This window comes from Bradyrhizobium sp. SZCCHNR1093, from assembly GCF_032381175.1.
Lineage (GTDB): Bacteria > Pseudomonadota > Alphaproteobacteria > Rhizobiales > Xanthobacteraceae > Bradyrhizobium.
On the sequence record NZ_JAUHJJ010000002.1, the window covers coordinates 547,844 to 568,936 of the forward strand.

15 protein-coding genes are annotated in these 21,093 nt (G+C 66.8%); 10 read left to right on the forward strand and 5 right to left on the reverse strand.

The window, feature by feature from the left end:
* Nucleotides 1–62: 62 nt before the first annotated feature.
* The 6 genes from QX070_RS08225 (at nt 63) to QX070_RS08250 (ending at nt 7,614) form a co-directional block, all read left to right on the forward strand.
* The gene (locus QX070_RS08225) at nt 63–875 is read left to right on the forward strand and encodes a transglutaminase family protein (protein WP_315736393.1); all 813 of its coding nucleotides are present in this window, start codon (nt 63–65) and stop codon (nt 873–875) included.
* Nucleotides 876–934: 59 nt separating this feature from the next.
* Nucleotides 935–1,333 (forward strand): gamma-glutamylcyclotransferase family protein, encoded by a 399-nt coding sequence (locus QX070_RS08230; RefSeq protein ID WP_315736394.1) that lies wholly within the window; start codon nt 935–937, stop codon nt 1,331–1,333.
* A gap of 165 nt (nt 1,334–1,498) precedes the next feature.
* The gene (gene dnaG, locus QX070_RS08235; protein WP_315736395.1) at nt 1,499–3,505 is read left to right on the forward strand and encodes a DNA primase; all 2,007 of its coding nucleotides are present in this window, start codon (nt 1,499–1,501) and stop codon (nt 3,503–3,505) included.
* A 412-nt stretch (nt 3,506–3,917) separates the two neighbouring features.
* Entirely contained in the window at nt 3,918–6,026 is a 2,109-nt protein-coding gene (rpoD, locus tag QX070_RS08240; RefSeq protein WP_315736396.1) for an RNA polymerase sigma factor RpoD, read from the forward strand.
* Between the two features lie 130 nt (nt 6,027–6,156).
* Nucleotides 6,157–6,390, forward strand: a complete 234-nt coding sequence (locus tag QX070_RS08245; protein ID WP_315736397.1) for a hypothetical protein — start codon at nt 6,157–6,159, stop codon at nt 6,388–6,390.
* 288 nt (nt 6,391–6,678) lie between these two features.
* Nucleotides 6,679–7,614 (forward strand): DUF817 domain-containing protein, encoded by a 936-nt coding sequence (locus QX070_RS08250; protein WP_315736398.1) that lies wholly within the window; start codon nt 6,679–6,681, stop codon nt 7,612–7,614.
* Between the two features lie 146 nt (nt 7,615–7,760).
* Here the strand turns inward: QX070_RS08250 and QX070_RS08255 are convergent, their stop codons facing one another.
* Nucleotides 7,761–7,997 carry a hypothetical protein gene (locus tag QX070_RS08255; protein ID WP_008963614.1) on the reverse strand — a complete coding sequence of 79 codons (237 nt, stop codon included), beginning with the start codon at nt 7,995–7,997 and terminating at the stop codon, nt 7,761–7,763.
* Between the two features lie 219 nt (nt 7,998–8,216).
* Between QX070_RS08255 and QX070_RS08260 the strand changes: the two genes are divergently transcribed.
* Nucleotides 8,217–8,591: a thiol-disulfide oxidoreductase DCC family protein gene (locus QX070_RS08260; RefSeq protein WP_315737048.1), complete on the forward strand. Its 375-nt coding sequence runs from the start codon at nt 8,217–8,219 to the stop codon at nt 8,589–8,591.
* Nucleotides 8,592–8,688: 97 nt separating this feature from the next.
* Here the strand turns inward: QX070_RS08260 and QX070_RS08265 are convergent, their stop codons facing one another.
* Nucleotides 8,689–9,009: a hypothetical protein gene (locus tag QX070_RS08265; RefSeq protein ID WP_315736399.1), complete on the reverse strand. Its 321-nt coding sequence runs from the start codon at nt 9,007–9,009 to the stop codon at nt 8,689–8,691.
* Nucleotides 9,010–9,454: 445 nt separating this feature from the next.
* Complete coding sequence (locus QX070_RS08270) at nt 9,455–9,967, reverse strand: hypothetical protein (protein ID WP_315736400.1); 513 nt, start codon at nt 9,965–9,967, stop codon at nt 9,455–9,457.
* Nucleotides 9,968–10,343: 376 nt separating this feature from the next.
* Between QX070_RS08270 and QX070_RS08275 the strand changes: the two genes are divergently transcribed.
* From QX070_RS08275 to QX070_RS08285, 3 genes are all read left to right on the forward strand, one after another.
* Entirely contained in the window at nt 10,344–11,162 is an 819-nt protein-coding gene (locus QX070_RS08275) for a lytic murein transglycosylase (RefSeq protein WP_315736401.1), read from the forward strand.
* A 79-nt stretch (nt 11,163–11,241) separates the two neighbouring features.
* The gene (gene putA, locus QX070_RS08280) at nt 11,242–14,898 is read left to right on the forward strand and encodes a trifunctional transcriptional regulator/proline dehydrogenase/L-glutamate gamma-semialdehyde dehydrogenase (protein WP_315736402.1); all 3,657 of its coding nucleotides are present in this window, start codon (nt 11,242–11,244) and stop codon (nt 14,896–14,898) included.
* 108 nt (nt 14,899–15,006) lie between these two features.
* Nucleotides 15,007–16,254 (forward strand): amidohydrolase family protein, encoded by a 1,248-nt coding sequence (locus QX070_RS08285; protein WP_315736403.1) that lies wholly within the window; start codon nt 15,007–15,009, stop codon nt 16,252–16,254.
* Between the two features lie 12 nt (nt 16,255–16,266).
* Here the strand turns inward: QX070_RS08285 and QX070_RS08290 are convergent, their stop codons facing one another.
* Entirely contained in the window at nt 16,267–19,422 is a 3,156-nt protein-coding gene (locus QX070_RS08290) for an efflux RND transporter permease subunit (RefSeq protein WP_315736404.1), read from the reverse strand.
* Entirely contained in the window at nt 19,415–20,422 is a 1,008-nt protein-coding gene (locus QX070_RS08295; protein WP_409998877.1) for an efflux RND transporter periplasmic adaptor subunit, read from the reverse strand. The genes QX070_RS08290 and QX070_RS08295 overlap by 8 nt, the downstream gene beginning before the upstream one ends.
* Between the last annotated feature and the right edge of the window lie 671 nt (nt 20,423–21,093).

Here is a 21,093-nt window from a genome sequence, read left to right on the forward strand (position 1 = left end):
CCTACGGTCCGGGCTGGATGAGGCTGGCGCATCGTGCCGCCCGAACGAGGCAGGGAGGCTTCATGCTGATCAAGGTTGGATTCGAGATCGCCTATGCGGCCCCGGCGGCGACGCCGATGGTGATCATGCTGTCGATCCATCCGTCGCGCTTTCCGGACATCGTCGGCACCGAGACGATCACGACAGAGCCGAAGGTGCCGATCAAGTTCTACAACGACAGCTTCGGCAATCTCTGTGGACGCCTGGTGGCGCCGGCCGGCGGGGTCACCTTCCATGGCAGCGCCATCGTCCGCGACAGTGGGCGGCCGGACGCCATCGATCCCGGCGCCCAGCAACTGCCGATCGAACAATTGCCCGATGAGCTTCTGCTGTATCTGATGCCGAGCCGCTATTGCGAGACCGACAAGCTGGCCGAGGTCGCGTGGTCGTTGTTCGGCCGTGCGCCGGCGGGATGGGCGCGCGTGCAGGCGATCTGCGACTTCGTGCACAGCCACGTCACCTTCGGCTATGAGCACGCCCACGCCATGAAGTCGGCGCACGACGTCTATCAGCAGCGCGCCGGCGTCTGCCGCGACTTCGCCCACCTCGCGCTGACCTTCTGCCGCTGCATGGGCATTCCGGCGCGCTATTGCACCGGTTATCTCGGCGACATCGGCGTGCCGCCGGATCCGGTCCCGATGGATTTCTCGGGCTGGTTCGAGGTCTATCTCTCGGGCCGGTGGTACACGTTCGATGCCCGCCACAACGTCCCGCGCATTGGTCGCATCCTGATGGCGACCGGACGGGACGCCGCCGACGTCGCGCTGTCGACCTCGTTTGGCCTGATGACCCTGACCAAATTTCACGTCGTCAGCGACGAGATCATGGCTGCCTGAGCGGAGCAGGGCGCGGCCGGGCGCTTCGCATCACCGGCGATCGCCGCTATAGACGGGCCATGACCACCGATCTGCTCTTCGTCTACGGCACTCTGATGCGTGGCTTCGACCATCCGATGGCGCGGCTGCTGTCGGCCAATGCCGATTTCGTCGCCGAGGCCAGCTGCCGCGGCCGGCTCTACCGCATCCAGCACTATCCCGGCCTGGTGCTGTCGGACAATGCCGCCGATATCGTGCATGGCGAGCTGTTCCGGCTGCGCCAGCCCGGGCCCATGCTGCGCGAGTTCGACATGTACGAGGCCTGCGGCGAGGGTTTTGAGCAGCCGACCGAATATCTGCGCCAGCGCCTCGCCGTGACGCTGGCCGACGGCAGCGTCAGCCAAGCCTGGACCTATGTCTACAACTGGCCGGTGGACGAAGCCGGCCGCATCGTCTCGGGGCGCTTCCTGGCGCCGTGACCCGGTCTCTCCACGCGGTCATTCCGGGCTCGCCCTGCGGGCGCCCCGGAATGACCGGAGGATCGAGCTGGCCTGTGAATAGCCCGGACAAGCCGGAGGAAGTTCACATTTCGTACACGGGTGCCTATATGCCTAGGCCATCACCACAGGACCTCCGCCCCGCTCATGGCCCGCTTCACGCCGGAATTTCTCGATGAGCTGCGCGCCCGGCTTCCGGTCTCGGACGTCGTCGGCAAGCGCGTCAAGCTCAAGAAGGCGGGGCGCGAGTGGAAGGGCCTGTCGCCGTTCCAGCAGGAGAAGACGCCGTCCTTCTACGTCAACGACCAGAAGGGTTTTTATCACGACTTCTCCTCCGGCAAGCACGGCAACATCTTCGACTTCGTGATGGAGACTGAGGGCTGCAGCTTCCCCGAAGCCGTCGAGCGGCTGGCGGGAATCGCCGGCCTGGCGCTGCCCGCGGTCACGCCCGATGCGGCGCGCCAGGAGCGGCAGCGCAAGACGCTGTACGACGTGATGGAGCTGGCGGCGAAGTTCTTTTCTGACACGCTGGCGTCCCGTCATGGCGCGCGCGCCCGCGGCTATCTTGCCGATCGCGCGATCCTGCCGCAGACGCAGCTCCAATTCCGGCTTGGCTACGCGCCGCCGGATCGGTTCGGCTTGAAGGAATATCTCGGCGCCCAGGGCGTGCCGGTGGCCGACATGGTCGAGGCGGGATTGCTGGTCGGTGGCGACGACATTCCGGTGCCCTACGACCGCTTCCGCGACCGCGTGATGTTCCCGATCACAGACCTCCGCGGCCGCGTCATCGCCTTCGGCGGCCGCGCGCTGCAGAAGGACGTGCCGGCGAAATATCTCAACTCGCCGGAGACGCCGCTCTTCCACAAGGGCGACAACCTCTACAATCTCCCCAGCGCCCGCCAGGCCGCGCATAATGGCGCGCCGATGATCGTCGTCGAGGGCTATGTCGACGTCATCGCGCTGGTGGCGGCCGGCTTTGCCGGCGCCGTGGCGCCGCTCGGCACCGCGCTGACCGAGAGCCAGCTTTCGCTGATCTGGAAGATGGTCGACGAGCCGATCCTCTGTTTCGACGGCGACCGCGCCGGGCAGAAGGCGGCCTATCGCGCCGCGGACCTTGCTTTGCCGCATCTCAAGCCCGGCAAGAGTCTCCGCTTCGCGCTGCTGCCGGAAGGACAGGATCCCGACGACCTCGTCCGCTCCGGCGGCCGCGGCGCGGTCGAGGAGGTGCTCAAAGTCGCAAAGCCGCTGGCCGAGGTGATCTGGTCGCGCGAGGTCGAGGGCGGCAGCTTCAACACGCCGGAGCGCCGTGCCGCGCTGGAGGCGCGGATCGGCCAGCTCACCGGCGGCATCGCCGACGAGGTGGTACGGCGCTACTACAAGCAGGACCTCAGCGACCGGCTGTACCGGGCCTTCGCCCCGGACGGCGGCCGGGGCTTTGGCCGCGGCTACGGTGCCGAATCAGGACGGCGGTTTGGCCCCCGCAGTCCCGGTTCCGGACAATCGGGGCGGTTATCCACAGGGGGCGGCCGCCGCGGCGGACCGCCATCCACAGGCCCGGTGATGGCCCGCGGCCCCTACCAGGCGGCCAGCCCGCAGCTCGCCATGAGCCCGATCATGCGCGGCCAGCGCTCGGCGATCTCGCGCCGGGAGGCCCTGATCCTGCAGTGCCTGATCAACCACCCTTGGCTCCTGCACGATCACCTGGAGGAGGTCGCCGCGCTGGAGCTGGCCCATCCCGAGGCGCACAAGCTCCGCGCTGCCGTCATCGCCGCCTTCGCCCACGACCACCACCATTCGCCGGACCCGGACGAGCAGGCCGAGAAGATGCGGGCCGATCTGGAGAAGTCTGGCTTTTCTGAGCTTCTTCAACGGGTTGAGCGGGCGATCACGACCGCGGCGGTGTGGGCGACCAAGTCGGGGGCGGCGCGCGATGACGTTCTTGCGACCTGGCATCAGCTTGTTGCCTTGCATCGGCAATGGCACTCCTTACTTAGGGAATTGAAGGATGCCGAGCTGGCGCTGGGCGAGGAGCCGAGCGAGCCGAACATGGGCTGGTTGAGGGACGTGAAGGCCAGGATGGCCGAGATGGACGGTACCGAAGCGCTGATCGAAGGCTTCGGGGAACTGTCCGGACGGACCAACCGCAACGTGTAGACTGGACGCCCGGCGCCCAGTCGCCAGTTGAGCACATTTCGGCCCGGTCCGCCCGCGCGGTATCAGGTCCGCGCGAAAAGACTCGCCAAATCCATGGTTTGGCTGCAAAAATAGGGTTAATCGAAGTTTAAGAGGTCCGGGGCATTTTCTGCAGCAGATGGGTTGGTTTCGCTGTCGGACACCGCGCCTGCATGTCGGGCGCCGGATTCGATTGCAAAACCGGTATCGCTTTTGCAAGAAACGCGCGCCGGTCCGAAAACGGGACGACACCAGCGACAGACTTCAGGGGGTGGCGACGTTAAAAGTGCGCCGCCCTTTCCGCGTCGAGAACAGTTTGAGTAGAGCAGGCGGGCGCCGCAATGCCAAGGGCGAAGATGCCATGGGCGGAGCGGGCGCGTTTCGGGAGCAATGAATGGCCACGAAGGCAAAGACGCTGCAGGTGAAGGACAAGGAAAAGGACGACAAGGCGGCCGACGCTCCCGAGAAGGACGCCGCCGATGCGCCTTCGCCGTTGCTCGACCTGTCGGACGCCGCCGTCAAGAAGATGATCAAGCAGGCCAAGAAGCGCGGCTTCGTGACCTTTGATCAGCTCAACGAGGTCCTGCCTTCCGACACCACCTCGCCGGAACAGATCGAAGACATCATGTCGATGCTCTCCGACATGGGCATCAACGTGACCGAGGCCGAGGAGGCCGACGACTCCGACGAGAAGGACGACGGCGAGGACGAGACCGACAACGAGCTCGTCGAGATCACCCAGAAGGCCGTCACCGAGGTCAAGAAGTCGGAGCCCGGCGAGCGCACCGACGATCCCGTGCGCATGTATCTGCGCGAGATGGGCACCGTCGAGCTGCTGTCGCGCGAGGGCGAAATCGCCATCGCCAAGCGCATCGAGGCCGGCCGCGAGGCGATGATCGCGGGCCTCTGCGAAAGCCCGCTGACGTTCCAGGCCATCATCATCTGGCGCGACGAGCTCAACGAAGGCAAGATCTTCCTTCGCGACATCATCGATCTCGAAGCCACCTATGCCGGCCCTGAGGCCAAGGGCGGCATGAATCCGCAGATCGCCGCGCCCGTGAATGGCGAGGGCGCTCCGGCCGAGGGCGGCGACGTCCAGGCCGCGGTGGCGCCGCCGGCCGCCCCGCAGCAGCCGACCCCGTTCCGTGCCGCGCCGAACGGCGCGCCCGCCGAGGAGAAGGACCCCGGCGAGGCGGCGGCCGAAGCCGACATGGACGACGACGAATTCGAGAACCAGATGTCGCTCGCGGCCATCGAGGCCGAGCTGAAGCCGAAGGTCGTCGAGACCTTCGACAAGATCGCGTCCGAGTACAAGAAGCTGCGCCGCCTGCAGGAGCAGGACATCGCCAACCAGCTGCAGAGCGAGTCGCTGTCGCCGTCGCAGGAGCGCAAGTACAAGAAGCTCAAGGACGAGATCATCGTCGAGGTGAAGTCGCTGCGCCTCAACCAGGCCCGCATCGACTCGCTGGTCGAGCAGCTCTACGACATCAACAAGAAGCTGGTCTCGTTCGAGAGCCGGCTGATGCGCCTGGCCGACTCCCACGGCGTGGCGCGCGAGGACTTTCTGCGCAACTACCAGGGCTCGGAGCTCGATCCGCGCTGGCTCAACCGCGTCTCGAAGCTTTCCGCAAAAGGCTGGAAGAACTTCGTCCATTACGAGAAGGACCGCATCAAGGATCTGCGTCAGGAGGTGCAGGCGATGGCCGCGCTCACCGGTCTCGAGATCGGCGAGTTCCGCAAGATCGTGCACTCGGTGCAGAAGGGCGAGCGCGAGGCCCGTCAGGCCAAGAAGGAGATGGTGGAAGCCAACCTCCGTCTGGTGATCTCGATCGCCAAGAAGTACACCAACCGCGGCCTGCAGTTCCTCGACCTGATCCAGGAAGGCAACATCGGCCTGATGAAGGCGGTCGACAAGTTCGAGTATCGCCGCGGCTACAAGTTCTCGACCTACGCCACCTGGTGGATCCGGCAGGCGATCACCCGCTCGATCGCCGACCAGGCCCGCACCATCCGCATCCCCGTGCACATGATCGAGACGATCAACAAGATCGTCCGCACCTCGCGCCAGATGCTGAACGAGATCGGCCGCGAGCCGACCCCGGAGGAGCTCGCCGAGAAGCTCGGCATGCCGCTCGAGAAGGTGCGCAAGGTCCTGAAGATCGCCAAGGAGCCGCTCTCGCTCGAAACCCCCGTGGGTGACGAGGAGGACTCTCATCTCGGCGACTTCATCGAGGACAAGAACGCGATCCTGCCGATCGACGCCGCGATCCAGTCGAACTTGCGCGAAACCACCACCCGCGTGCTGGCCTCGCTCACCCCGCGCGAGGAGCGCGTCCTCCGCATGCGCTTCGGCATCGGCATGAACACTGACCACACGCTGGAAGAAGTCGGCCAGCAGTTCTCGGTGACCAGAGAGCGCATCCGCCAGATCGAAGCGAAGGCGCTGCGGAAGCTGAAGCATCCGAGCCGGTCGCGGAAGCTGCGGAGCTTCTTGGATAACTGATTGACGTTCGATCTTTGTCGTCATTGCCGGGCTTGACCCGGCAATCCATCGAGACATCAACGGCGGGCCGAAGGGCCCGTCTTTTTGTTTGTTCTGCACATGGCTCCAGCGCACGAAAGAAGAGCTTCCCATGTCCTCGACTCTCTTCGCGACAATGCGCCTGCTCGACAAACTCGGGCTTCACTTTTTCATCGAACGAACGCGCCCCGATACGATCCGGCTGTCCGCGACACTGGTCGGAGAAAGGATCGAGATCGACGTCTTCGAAGACGATCATCTTGAATTTGGCCGTTTCCGCGGCGACGAGAGCGTCGAAAGTGGCTACGAGGAGCTGATGCTCTTTTTGCAATCTCAAGCGGAGTAAGCATGCGCATCCAAGGATCACTGGACGCGGTGCCCGCGTAGTTCGTGTTGCATACTTTAGTTGTCGGTCATTGCGAGCGAAGCGAAGCAATCCAGGGCTGCGCGCACGACTCTGGATTGCTTCGCTTCGCTCGCAATGACGAAGGGCGGCGTCGAGGTGTCACGGTTGGGCCGACACGACGTCGTGTCCGCAAATGTCCGGATCCTTGCCGCAATTGGCCGAACTTTGCGCACACGGCGTTGGGCGATCGACTGCTAGGAATCGGCTTCTCACCGGACGTCTATTCCCATGCATGATGACGAGTTCTCATCGGCCGCAGCGCACGCTAGCGCCGCCGCGATCTGGGCGCCGCTGCGTCCCTTCATTGCCGCCGAAGCTCGGCTCGCTGCGCGCGCGGCGGAGACGCCCTGGACCGCAGCCCTCTACGAATTCCTCCGCTTCGGCGTGAAGCAGGGCTGGGCCTGCTTGTTCGGCGGCATCGCGGTGGCGCTGATGCTGCTGACGTGGCAGTTCTATCCGGCGACCGCGCCGCTCGCGCGCTATGATTTCCTCTTTCTCTGCATGCTCGCGGTGCAGGCCGCATTGCTCGCCACAAGGCTCGAGACCTGGGAGGAGGCGAAGATCATCCTGATCTATCACCTCGTCGGGACAGTGATGGAGCTGTTCAAGACCGCGACCGGCTCCTGGATCTATCCCGAGCCGAGCCTCATCCGGCTCGGCGGTGTGCCGCTGTTCTCCGGCTTCATGTATTCCTGCATCGGCAGCTATCTCTGCCGCGTCTGGCGCCTGTTCGACTTCCGCTTCACCGGCCATCCGTCACGGCGTTGGCTGATCGGCTTGAGCGCGGCGATCTACCTCAACTTCTTCACTGACCACTATGGGCTCGATCTGAGATTTGTGCTGTTCGGTTGGGCTACGCTTTTGTTCGCGCCCGCGACGGTTCACTTCAAGGTCTGGCGCGTGCACCGCGCGATGCCGCTGCTGCTCGGGCTTTTCCTGGTGTCGCTGTTCATCTGGCTGTCGGAGAACGTCGGCACCTTCACGCGGGTCTGGCTCTATCCGCAGCAGGCGCATGGCTGGACCATGGTGTCGCCGGCCAAGCTCGGCTCGTGGTTTCTGCTGCTGATCATCAGCTACACGCTGGTCAGCCTGATCGACCGGCCGAGGGAGATGGACGCTGGCGACAGCGCTCTGTTGCCGGAGCGCGAGAAGCAAGCGGCATAGCGCACTGCCGTAGGGTGGGCAAAGGCGCTGGTACGGTGGTTAGGCTGGGGACAGTGTGGCGCGCCGTGCCCACCGAGTGTCGCGGCAGGCACCTGATGGTGGGCACGCGCTGCGTGCTTTGCCCACCCTACGGCAGCGCGGCTGAGCTACTTCTTCTTCGCCCCGACGCGTTCCAGCGACTTGATCTGAAGCGGCGGGCGGCCGGATTTTTCGGCGATGTCGCGGTCCTGCTCCATGATGAAGCCGCGCGCGGGCTCGTCGCCGTCGAGGCCGCCGAGCAGCTCGGCCGGGACGCGGCGGTTGGAGCGCTGCGAGCCGTCCTCGTAGGTCACGTTGAAGAAGGCGAATTCGCCTTTGGGATTGGAGCCGGGTTTTTTCGCCATGGATGGCGCTTTACGGCGGCGGGGCCGGTCCGGTCAATGCCAGAAAATGCTTATCCGCTGCCCGAATTTGACTTTTTTGTCATATGGTTTTCGCGGAATCGGCGGGGCAGCCAGAGCGATCACGGACCGGCCGGCGGGGTCCCGAAACTCCTCGATTTTGCCGGATGAAAGTGCGTTCATCGTGGACGTCTCACCCCGCCGCGAATGCAGCCCATGTCGATGCCCCAACTCACCATCTGGTACAACACGCGCTGCCCGGTCTGCGACGCCGGCATCGACTGGCAGCGCAACAAGCTCCTGGCGCTGGTGAAGTCGGGGCGGGTCGTGTTCAAGGACATCAACGAGGAGCCGCAGGCGCTGGCTGAGTTCGGTGTCGACGTCGACGACGTCCGCCGCCGCCTGCACGCCACCGACGAGGAGGGGGAGCTGATCACCGGCGCCGACGTGGCGCTGCTGCTGTGGGCGCTGACGCCCGGCGAGGGCTGGCTCGCCACGCTGTTCGGCAACCGCCTGGTGCGCCCGCTGACGCGCTTCGGCTACGACCGGTTTGCGGATGTGCTGTTCGCCTGGAACAAGCGCAGGGGGCATTGGTGAGGCGACGATTGAGAGGATCTCGCGCCGAGCTCAGCCTTTCACCTCTCCCCGCAAGCGGGGCGAGGGAGCGCACCGTCTGTGCAGCAACAGTTCGACTCTAACGCCGCCGCACCTTGACCTGGGCATGCACCCGCGTGCCGCCGCTCGGACCGTCCTCATCATCACTGCGGCCGAGCGCCATGATCGCGGTGCCCATCGCGGTCGAGCCGAAGGTGACGAAGAACGAGCCGAGCAAGAGGCCGATGGCGACGCCGGGCGAGTGGTCGGCGAAGATCAGGTGACGCAGGCCCCAGGGATCGAGCAGCAGCAATCCGCCGACCAGCACCACGGCCATGCCGAGGCCGAGCGCGAGGTTGATCGCGAGCAGGCGGAACAGAGGGATCTGGAGCAATCGGCGCTGGCGTTGATTGTGCTGCATCGGCGATCTCCCGAGGGATCGTGAACGACAATGATATCGTAGCATCGACGGCGGCAGGCTCAAGGCCCGAGCCGCCCGGGACGGACATGGCTGCGTCGCGGCGAGGGCGCGTCGTTTCGGGACAGGCTGGATCGAACGTGAGGTGCGGAGAGGGGGCTGCTTGCCGTGGTTGCCTGCTGACCTCGTCGGGATACGAGCCGTGATCTCACCTCACGCCGTCAATCCGGGACGCTCGCGCCAGCGAGCGAGCCCGGAATCTCGAGCTTGGTATGCAGATGCGTTCCTCAGCTCCAGATTCCAGGCTCGCTCTCTCCGCGGCAAATCAGCTTTGCTGATTTGCTGCTACGCGAGCGCCCCGGAATGACGGAACAAGGCGCCATGCTCAACACCACAGACTCAAATCGACGGCCGCCTCTGTCGCGTAAACCTCGGCCCACCGCAGCCCTCACGCCGCCTCGCCCTCCGCCACGCCATGCTGCCTGGCGATCACGCTCTGCCAGACGCTGGCGATGGCACGTTGCGTCTCCGGGGCGATCAGGCAGTGGCCCTCATTGTCGAAGCCGCAGAGGCGCACCGAGGGATCGTGCCTCACCTCGATCAGCGCCTTGTTGATCATCTCCAGCGACGCCATCACCTGGCCGATGTTCTGCAGCCGCGTGTGATGCAGGATGTCGATCAGGCGGAACATCATGATCGGCGGCTGGCCCATCGCAATGCCCGGCCGGCCGAACTCGAAGAACACGTTCACCGCCGGCAGCGCGCTCTGGATCTGCGCCAGGACCTTCGCCGCATCCTCGACGCTGCAGGCGACGAGATGCGTGCTCTGGGCGGGGAGGGCAGGCGTCGGCGGCGCCTCCGGGCCGAGCCCGAGGCCCGACAGCACCTGATGCTCGATCCAGCGCCGCACCTCCGGTGGCGCCGAGCGGATCTGGTCGGCAGACAGCGTAATCCCGATCATGGCGTCGTCTCCATTCCGGCCGTGGATCTTAGGGAGGCATGATGGCGCGGTGTTGACGAGGATCAAGCGGGGGCGATGGAAGCTGCAGGCAGGGGGTGATCATGCATCTTGCCGCGTGCGCAGTGTACGCCTCCCCGCTTGTGGGGAGGTCGCATCGCATCGGAAGATGCAATGCGGGTGGGGGATTTCCCTCCGCGTGCACCGCCGTTGCGGCTGCCCCACCCCAACCCTCCCCCGCAGGCGGGAGAGGGAGCGCACCGGCTCCGTGATCGGCGCTTTGCGGCACGCCGCCGCAGTTTTGACGCGAGCATTTCGCCCGTGCCATGATCGCGCTGCACCTGGAATCACGAAGCTCTGAACTGACGAAGGATCCCGCATGCTCTTGCGTCGTCTTGCCGTGCTGCTCGCGGCCTCGTTCTCGGCCCTCTCAGCGGCAAGCACCGCGCACGCGGCGCGCTGCGGTGGCGATTTCAATACCTTCATCGCGGGCGTCTCGGCGGAGGCGCAGAGCGCTGGTGTCTCGGGCGGCACGATCAGCCAGGCACTGTCGGGCGTGACGCTCGATCCGGCCGTGCTCGCCTTTGACCGCCGCCAGCGCTACACCTTCAACAAGAGCTTCGAGCAGTACGTCTCGACCCGCGTCGGCGCGGGCCGTATCAATGGCGGCCGTGCCATGCTGCAGCGGCACGCCGCGCTGCTGTCGCGCATCGAGCAGCAATATGGCGTGCCGCGCCAGATCCTGGTCGCGATCTGGGGGCTGGAGACTGATTTCGGCAAGGGCGACATGGGCAAGCTGCCGGTGATCCGCACGCTCGCGACCTTGGCGCATGACTGCCGCCGCACCGAATTGTTCCAGGGCGAGTTGCTGGCGGCGCTGAAGATCGTCCAGCGCGGCGATCTCACTCTGCGCGACCTCGTCGGCGCGTTCGCCGGCGAGATCGGGCAGACCCAGTTCCTGCCGTCGTCCTACATCAAATACGGCGTCGATTTCGATGGCGACGGCCGCGTCGATCTGCGCCACTCCACCGCCGACGTGCTGGCCTCGACCGCGAACCTGCTGCACAGCAACGGCTTCAAGATGGGCGCGCCCTATGACGAGGGCTCGGCCAATTTCGAGGCGATGCGCGAGTGGAACAGGGCGGTGATCTACCGCAAGACCATCGGCTACTACGCCGATCAGTTGATCGGGCGGTAGCGCTATCCGTCGCTCGCGACGTGCGCCAACGCCGCGCAGGCATGGCGAGTGACGGGGATCGCTTCAGAGGAGACGGGTCATGTCGCAGTCGCCGCCACGACCGTTCGCCGCGTTCGTTACCCGGGTCCAGCGCCAGAACGGGCTGCGCGCTGCGATCACCTCGGCCTATCGCCGCGCCGAGCCGGAGTGCATCGGGCCGCTGCTCGATCTCGCCGCGCTTCCGGAGGAATCGTCGGCGCGAGCGGCCGATCTCGCGCGCGATCTCGTCCTGCGTCTGCGCGGGAAGGCGCAATCCGGCGGCGTCGAGGGACTGATCCACGAATATTCGCTGTCGAGCCAGGAGGGCGTCGCCCTGATGTGCCTGGCCGAGGCGCTGCTGCGGATTCCGGACACCGCGACGCGCGATGCGCTGATCCGCGACAAGATCGCGACCGGCGATTGGCGCGCCCATATCGGGCACAGCCCGTCGCTGCTGGTGAACGCCGCGACCTGGGGCCTGATCGTCACCGGCAGGCTGACGGCCGCGGCAAGTGAGGATAGCCTGGCCTCGGCCGTCACGCGGCTCATCGCCCGCGGCGGCGAGCCGATCATCCGCAAGGGCGTGACGCTCGCCATGCGCCTGATGGGCGAGCAGTTCGTTGCCGGGCAGACCATCGACGCGGCGTTGTCCAACGGCCGGCCGTGGGAAGCGCTGGGCTTCCGCTACTCCTACGACATGCTCGGGGAGGCGGCGACGACGGCGGACGACGCCGCGCGCTACTTCGCGGCCTACGAGACGGCGATCCATGCGATCGGGCGTCATTCGGCCGGTGCCGGCATCTACGAAGGACCGGGCATCTCGATCAAGCTCTCGGCGCTGCATCCGCGCTATGTCAGCATCAAGCGCGGCCGCGTCATGGGCGAGCTGCTGCCGCGACTGAAGCAGCTGGTGCTGCTCGCGCGGCGCTACGACATCGGCCTCAACATCGACGCCGAGGAAGCGGACCGTCTCGACCTGTCGCTCGATCTGCTCGAGGCGCTCTGCCTCGATCCGGATCTCGCCGGCTGGAACGGCATCGGCTTCGTCATCCAGGCCTATCAGAAGCGCTGCGCCTTCGTCGTCGATTGGCTCATCGACCTCGCGCGGCGCTCGCAGCGCCGGCTGATGGTGCGCCTCGTCAAGGGCGCCTATTGGGACAGCGAGATCAAGCGCGCCCAGGTCGATGGCCTGGAGGACTTTCCGGTCTTCACGCGCAAGCACCATACCGACGTGTCGTACCTCGCCTGCGCCCGCAAGCTGTTGCGCGCGCCGGACGCCGTGTTCCCACAGTTTGCGACGCATAATGCGCGAACGCTGGCATCGATCGTGGAGATGGCCGGCCCCACCTACGAGCGCGGCCAGTACGAATTCCAGTGCCTGCACGGCATGGGCGAGCCGCTCTATGAGGAGGTCGTCGGGCCGGCACGGCTCGGCCGCCCGTGCCGCATCTACGCCCCCGTCGGCTCGCATGAGACGCTGCTGGCCTATCTGGTGCGCCGGCTGCTGGAGAACGGCGCCAACACCTCCTTCGTCAACCGCATCGCCGATCCGGCCGTGTCCGTCGACGATCTGATCGCAGATCCGGTCGCCGTCGTTCGCATGTCGGAACGCATGGGCTCGCCGCACGACAAGATCAGGCGTCCGCCTGAGCTGTTTGGCCCGGGCCGCGTGAACTCGGCCGGATTCGATCTCTCCGATCAGCGCGCGCTGGCGCGTCTCGGCGAAGGTCTGGTCACGAGCGCGAGCCTCGATTGGACGGCTGCGGCGCCGGGAGCGACGACCAGCGAAGGCGCGCGCCGCATTCGCAATCCCGCCGACCGCCGTGACGTCGTCGGCGCGGTCAGGGATGCCGCGCCTGCCGAGATCGAGGCGGCGCTGTCGCGTGCGGCGAACGCCGCGCCGGCCTGGGCCGCGACCAGCCCCCACGCGCGCGCCGCATGCCTGCGTGCCGCGGCCGAGGCGATGGAGGCGCGTCGTCTCGTCCTCATCGGCTTGATCGTCCGCGAGGCCGGCAAGACCTTTGCAAACGCCGTCGGCGAGGTGCGCGAAGCCGTCGATTTCCTGCGCTATTATGCGAGCGAGATCGAAGCGCTGCCCGACGGGGACATTCCCAGGCCGCTCGGTCCCGTGGTCTGCATCAGCCCGTGGAATTTTCCGCTCGCGATCTTCACCGGCCAGGTCGCAGCCGCACTCGCGGCCGGCAATCCGGTGCTGGCGAAACCTGCCGAGGAGACGCCGCTGATCGCCGCCCAAGCGGTTCGCATCATCAACGAGGCGGGCGTGCCGGCGGATGTCCTGCAATTGCTGCCGGGCGACGGCCGCGTCGGCGCCGCGCTGGTCGGCGATCACAGCGTGCAGGCCGTGATGTTCACGGGATCGACCGCCGTCGCGCGGCTGATCCAGAAGCAGCTCGCCGAACGCCTGACGGTGCATGGACAGCCCGTGCCGCTGATCGCGGAGACCGGGGGCCAGAACGCGCTCGTCGTGGATTCCTCCGCGCTTGCCGAGCAGGTCGTCGGCGACGTCATCGCCTCGGCCTTCGACTCCGCAGGCCAGCGCTGCTCGGCGCTGCGCATCCTGTGCCTGCAGGACGATGTCGTCGATCGCATCCTGTCGATGCTGCGCGGCGCCATGCGCGAGCTCGAGCTGGGCAACCCGGCTTTGCTGTCGGTCGACGTCGGACCGGTGATCAGCGAGGAGGCGCGCGACACCCTCTCCGCCCACGTGGCGGCGATGCGCGCCCGCGGTCATGCCGTGGAGCAGCTGCCCCTGCCGCCGCAGGCCGCTCACGGGACCTTCGTTGCTCCGACCATCATCGAGATCGCCAGGATCTCCGATGTCGAACGCGAGGTGTTCGGGCCCGTGCTCCATGTCCTGCGCTACCGGCGGGAGCGACTCACCGAGCTCATCGATGCAATCAATGCAACCGGCTACGGACTGACCTTCGGCGTCCATTCGCGCATCGCGGAGACGATTGCCCGCGCCTCGAGCCGCATTGCGGCCGGCAACATCTATGTCAACCGCAACGTCATCGGGGCGGTGGTCGGCGTGCAGCCGTTCGGCGGCTCCGGCCTGTCCGGGACGGGGCCGAAGGCGGGCGGTCCGCTGTATCTTCGACGGCTGTTTGCGTCGCCGCCGCGCCAGACGCCCGGATTGTCCGGTCGCCCCGACGAGGCCGTGCGCGCCTATCTCGGGTGGTTGCGCGCAAGGGGGCATGCGAACGCGGCGCGTGATTGCGAGGCCCATCTGTCACGCACGCTCGCCGGCGTCGAAATCGAGCTGGCGGGTCCGGTCGGCGAGCAGAACATCTACTGCATCAGGCCGCGCGGTGCAGCGGCCGCGCTGGCGCGCACGGAGGATGCGCTGCTGATCCAGCTCGGCGCCATTCTGGCCACAGGCAACCAGGCGATCATCGAGGCATCGAACCCCGCGCGCGCCGCTCTGGATGGTCTCGCCGATCAGGCGCGCGGCCGCATCGCAGTCGTGGAGAGCTGGCGGGCGGTCGAGGCTCTCGACGCAGTTCTCTCCGACGGCGATGCGCCGGAGCTCATCGCACTTGCAAGGGAGCTGGCGGCGCGCGCCGGGCCGATCATCCCGCTCGTCGCCAGGCGCGCCGCGGACGGGGGCTACGACATCGATCGGCTGGTGACGGAGAGCAGCCTCTCGACCAACACGGCGGCGGCCGGCGGCAATGCCAGCCTGATGTCGATCGGATGAGCGGACGCAGCTATTCCGTCTTGAGCTGGCTCAGGGCCGCGGGACAGGATAGGGGATGAAGAGCTCAGCTCTGCTGATGCCCTGTTCGTTCTGATCGAGGACACCTTGATGTCGACCATCCTGTTCAAGAATGCCGCGCTGCTCGACCCGCTGCAGCCCGACTTGCGCGAGGGCCATGACGTGCTGGTCGAGGACAATCTGATCAAGGAGGTGTCGGACCGGCCGCTACGGGCGAGCGCCGATCAGACCATCGATCTCGACGGCAAGACGCTGATGCCGGGCCTGATCGATCTGCACGTGCATGCGATCGCGGTCGAGCTCAATCTCGCACAACAGGTGCAGATGCCGAACGTGCTGGTCACCCTGCGCTCGGCGCTGCTGCTGAAGGGCATGCTGCGGCGGGGTTTTACCACGGTGCGTGATGCCGGCGGCGCGGGCTATCCGCTGAAGCAGGCGGTCGATACCGGCCTCACCGAAGGTCCGCGGCTGTTCGTCTCCGGCCGGGCGCTCAGCCAGACCGGCGGCCATGGCGACATGCGGTCGCGGACGGATTTCCTGTCCGACAACGCACCCTGTCCCTGCTGCGTGCGCGTCGGTGCGTTGGCCCGGGTGGCGGATGGCGTCGATGCGGTGCGCAAGGCGGTGCGCGAGGAGCTGCAGATGGGCGCCGACCAGATCAAGATCATGGCGTCCGGCGGCGTGGCCTCGCCGACCGATCCCGTCGGTGCGTTCGGCTACTCGGAGGACGAGATCCGCGCCATCGTCGCCGAGGCTCGCGCGCGGCAGACCTACGTCCTGGCGCATGCCTACACGGCGGAAGCCATCGCCCGCGCCGTCCATTGCGGCGTGCGCACCATCGAGCATGGCAATCTGGTCGACCTTCCGACCGCGCGCCTGATGGCCGAGAAGGGCGTCTATGTCATCCCGACGCTCGTCACCTATGAGGCGCTCGCCAATGAGGGCGCGCAGTATGGCCTGCCGCCGGAGAGCGTCGCCAAGATCGCCGATGTGCGCGATGCCGGCCTGCGCTCGCTCGGCATCTACCGCGACGCCGGCGTCAAGATGGGCTTCGGCAGCGACCTGCTCGGTCCATCGCAGCGCCTGCAGAGCGATGAATTCCGGATACGCGCAGAGATCCTTGGTCCCCGCGAGGTCATCGCCAGCGCGACCGTGATCGGCGCCGAGGTGCTGGGCATGGAGGGCAAGCTCGGCCGGATCGTGCCCGGCGCCTTCGCCGATCTGCTCGTGGTCGCAGGCAATCCGCTGCGCGACGTCTCATGTCTGCTCGGCCAGGGCGAGCACATTCCGCTGGTGATGAAGGCGGGCAAGGTGCACATCGACAGGCTGAACGCCTGACAGCCGCTGTGCTCAGCCTGCTGCAACCTCCTTCAGGACGCTGTGCGGATCGCGCGCGAACCGCCCGAAGCGCAGCGCCAGCGTCGGCAGCACCAGCAGGTTGAGGGCCATCGAGGTCAGGAGTCCGCCGAGGATGACCACGGCCATCGGCCCCTCGATCTCGCGGCCCGGCTCGCCGGCGCCGAGGGCGAGCGGCAGCAGGCCGAGGCCGGTCACCAGCGAGGTCATCAGGATCGGCACCAGGCGGTCGGCGGCCCCGGTGATCGCGGTCTCCAGATTCCAGGCGCGGCCTTCGGCGACGACCAGATGCTCGTAATGCGAGATCATCAGGATCGAGTTGCGCAGCGCGATCCCGAACAGCGTCACGAAGCCCACCATCGAGCCCAGCGACAGCACGCCGCCGGTCAATGCGACGGCGATGACGCCGCCGACGAAGGCGAACGGCAGGTTGATCAGCACCAGCACCAGGTTGCGCCAGTGCCCGGTGACGAAGGACAGCAGCAGCACGATGCCGATCGTCGCCAGCAGCGAATTCACCAGCAGGTCGCGCCGCGACTTGGCCTGCGCCTCGGCCGCGCCGGTGAACTCGACATGCGCGCCCGGCGGCAGCTTGACCTCCTTGGCGATCTTCCGTTTGGCCGCGGCCACGAAGGATTCGAGATCGCGCTCGGCGACATTGGCGGTCACGGTCTGAACGCGCTGCCCATTGCGATGAAGCACGACGTAGCGCCCCGCGGTGCCGTAGATGTCCGCGACCTGCTTCAGGAGAATGTAGGCGCCGCTCGGCGCGCGGATCGGCATGTTGCCGATCTCGGTCGGGCGGGCGCTCGCATCGGGGTCGAGCTTGACGATGACGTTGAAGACCACGTTGCCTTCATAGGCCTGTCCGACGACGTCGCCCTGATAGGCGGTGCGGATCAATTCCAGCACCTCCACCGCATCCAGGCCCCAGGATTGCAGGTCGGTCGGGCGCAGGGTCACGTTGACCTGCGGCATGCCCGGCGGCGACTGCTGCTGAATGTCGATCGCGCCCCAGACCTCGCCGAGCTCGCGCGCGATGTCGCGCGCCGCGCGCTCGAGATCGTCGAGATCGGGGCCGAACACGTTGATGACCACGGCGGCGTTGAAGCCGGACAGGGTCTCCTCGATGCGCTCGGTCAGGTAGGTCTTGATCGACAGGTTGATACCGGCGAAGTTGGCGAGCGCGGCGCGGATGCGCTGTTGCGCCAGCTCCTGCTGTTCGCCGGACAGGCCCGGCTTCAGGTCGACCTCGATCTCGCTCGAATGCGTGCCCGCGGTATCGACGCCGGCTTCGGCGCGGCCGGCATGCTGCGCCACGCTGCGGACCTCCGGCACGCCCTGCAGGGCCTCGGCGATCAGCGTGCCCAGCCGCAGCGATTCGTCGAGTGAGGTGCCTGGCAGCGTCGAGACATGGAGGATCAGATGACCCTCCTTCAGGTCCGGCAGGAAGGTGCCGCCGAAGAACGGCACCAGGCTTGCGCCGGCGGCGGTCACCAGCACGGCCGTCGCCATGACCGATTTGGGAAAGCGGCCGAGCCGCCGCAACAGCGTCTCGTAGGAGCCGCGCGACCAGCGCACCAGCGGCGGCTCGCGTTCCTCGCGCGGCTTCCGGCCGGCCAGCAGCAGCATCGACAGCGCCGGTGTGACCGTCAGCGCGACGATCAGCGAGGCCACCACGGCGAGGATGTAGGCGATGCCGAGCGGCCCGAACAGCCGGCCGGCGAGGCCCGGCAGCGCAAGGATCGGCACGAACACCAGGAGCACGGCGAAAGTCGCATAGGCGACCGCGCTGCGTACCTCGAGCATGGCATCGTAGACCACGCGCGCTTCGCTGCGCGGCGACGGCAGGCCGCGGTTCTCGCGCAGCCGGCGGACCACGTTCTCGACGCCGATCACGGCATCATCGACCACCTCGCCGATCGCGATGGCGAGGCCGCCGAGGGTCATCGTGTCCAGGCTCTGTCCCATCCACTGCAGGGCCAGCACGGCCGAGAACAGCGACAGCGGGATCGCGGTGCAACTGATGACGGAGGTGCGCCAGTCGTAGAGGAACAGCAACAGCACGATGATGACCAGGGCGCCGCCGATCAGCAGCGCGTACAGCACGTTCTGCGTCGCTGCATCGATGAAGGTCGCCGGGCGGAACAGATCAGCGTGCAGCCTGACCTTCTCGCTGTCGAGCGCCGGGCGCAGCTCCCGCAGCGCGGCCTCGACGCGCGCCGCGACGTTGCGGGTGTTGGCGCCGAACTGCTGGCTGATCATCATCATGATGCCGGGCTGGCCGTTGATCAGCGCGCCCCCGATCGGCGGCTCCGGCGCGTTCACGACCGTCGCGACGTCGCCGAGCACCACGCTGGCGCCGCCCTGGTGCAGCAGGACCGTCCGGGCCAGCTGCTCGGGTGTGAGCGACTGGCCCTGTGTCTGCAGGATGACCCGTTGATTGGCGGTGTCGACGAAGCCGGCACCGCGCACGCCGGTGGCCTTGCGCGCGGCGGCGACGACGTCGTTCATGCCGACGCCGAAGCGGACAAGGTCGTCGGACCGCACCTGCACCTGCAGCGATCGGATGTCCCGGCCATAGGTCGTGACCTGCGCCACGCCCGCGACGGCCAGCAGCCGTCGGCTCACGGTCCAATCGGCGATCGTGCGCAGATCCATCAGCGAGCGCTGCTCGGAGGTCAGCCCGATCGCCAGCACGGTGCCGGCCGCCGGCACCAGCGGCGTCATCGATGGCGCCCGCACGCCCTGTGGCAGGCTGCCGGCGACGACCGCGAGCCGCTCGGTTACCAGTTGCCGCGCCCGGAAGACCTCGGTGCCGGGCTGGAAAATGACCGAGATGACGGACAGGCCCTGGATCGACGACGACCTCATGCTCTCGACGCCGGCGAGACCGTTGATCGCGATTTCGATCGGCTGCGTGACCAGCACCTCGACCTGTTCCGGACTGAGCCCGGGGGCCTCGGTCTGGATCGAGACCTGCGGCGGGGCGAATTCGGGAAAGACCGCATAATTCGCGCCGCCCAGCGAGAAGATGCCATACGCCAGAACAGTGCAGGCCAGCGCCAGCACGATGCCGCGGAAGCGGATGGCAAACGAGATCAGCGCCGCCTGGGGGCCGGCTGCGGCGCCGCGAACGCCGTCAATCATCATCGCCGCCGCCGCGAAGCTCGCTCTTGGCCTCCTCCGACAACAGCACCTGCGCGCCGCGCAGGACGATCTCGGAGCCCGACGGAATGTCCTGCACGACATAGTCGTCGTCGGACACCGGCTGGTCGGTGCGGATCGGATGGCGCTTGAAGAGCTCGGGACCGGCGCGCAGATAGACCCACGAGCGGCCCTGCCATTGCACGATCGCGGTGTCCTCGACGAAGACGCCGTCGAACGACTTGCCCGAGGGCACGTAGGCGGTGGTGTTCATCCCCGGCAGCAGCCCGCTGTCGCCGGCGGCGACGAAGTAATAGCTCACGCCCTGGATGCGCGGATCCGTTCGCGGCGCAGCCGACAAATAGCGCAGATCGATGTTGGCGCTGCGGGTGGGCGCCTGCGCCAGCGCGCCGCGCGGCGGCCCGGCCAAGGTCACGCCGGGCGGCAGCGTGACCTGCACCAGCAGCTGCTCGCGTTCGATCAATTGCACGACCTGCGGCGAGCGCTCGATGATGCCCTTTCCGATGACCGCGCCCCATTCCTGCCGCGCCGTCGCCATCAGGGTCTTCACTTGCGATTCCGCGGCAGCCAGGGTGGCCTGATCGGTCCGGAAGGTGCCCTCCGCCGCTTCGGCGTCCTTGCGCGGCATTGCTGCCGATTGCACGAGGTCGCGGGCGCGCTCGAATGCGAGCCTTGCGACGTCGAGTTTCGCTTGCGCAGTCTGCAGCTGCGCCTGGGCATTGGCGTAGTTGTTGGTCAGGTCGGTCAGCCTGCCGACGTCCAGCACCGTGCCGTAGGCGCGAAACTGCTCGGGATGGGATTCCGCAGCCAGCACGGCGGTCTGGAGTCCGATCTGCTTCTGTTGCGTTGCAGAAAGCCTGACCGTTGCCGGTTCACGGCCTGCCGCGCCGTCAGACTGCGCCTGCGCGCGCGACGACAGGGAAACCAGCGTGAACAGCATGGCACCGCATGCGGCCGCAGCTCTCGTCCGTTGCCTCACCATGCAGTCCCGGCCCATCGATCGGGGAAACGTCTGGACGACGTCGATGTCATTGCGACAACAGCTACTTCAGCTTCGAGGGTGTTTCAAGCAGCGCCGGCCGGGAGCCGCCGCATAGGACCCAGCGACATCCCCGGACTTCGTCGGGCCATCGCGCGCGTCCTGTCCGCGCCGCTTCCGTCGATGCGATCACGGTACCTGCGGAGGGAGCGACGCAGTGCAATGCACGCCGGCACCGATGCTTGTGGCGCCTGTCTCGCAAGCGAGCCGCATGCGCGGCAGGCAAGTGGCCGAACCTGGACCGCAGCCGCGCTGCGGCGGGAAGATCGGGCGTTCGGCATGCGTCCCGATATTTCTTCTTGAGTGTTAGAAGTATTCTTAGACACATTCCAGCGTATTCGTCCGCAACCCAAGCTTGTTGCCGGCCACACGCGCCGCGCTACACGAAAAGCCAAGACCAACAAACTTCTTAGGCACGATTTTCCTCATCGAACGACCCGGGATTTTTTCCCGATTCTCCTACGGGAGCGAGAATCGTCACATTCATCTACCTGTCGGGTCATTGATGTGACCTCACTTCGCCATACCCCTCCGCAACGAGTCGGGAGTTCCGTCGACGTTGCAGCGAGGCAAGCTTGTCCACTCTGAACCCACTCTCCGATCGCCCGGCGCAC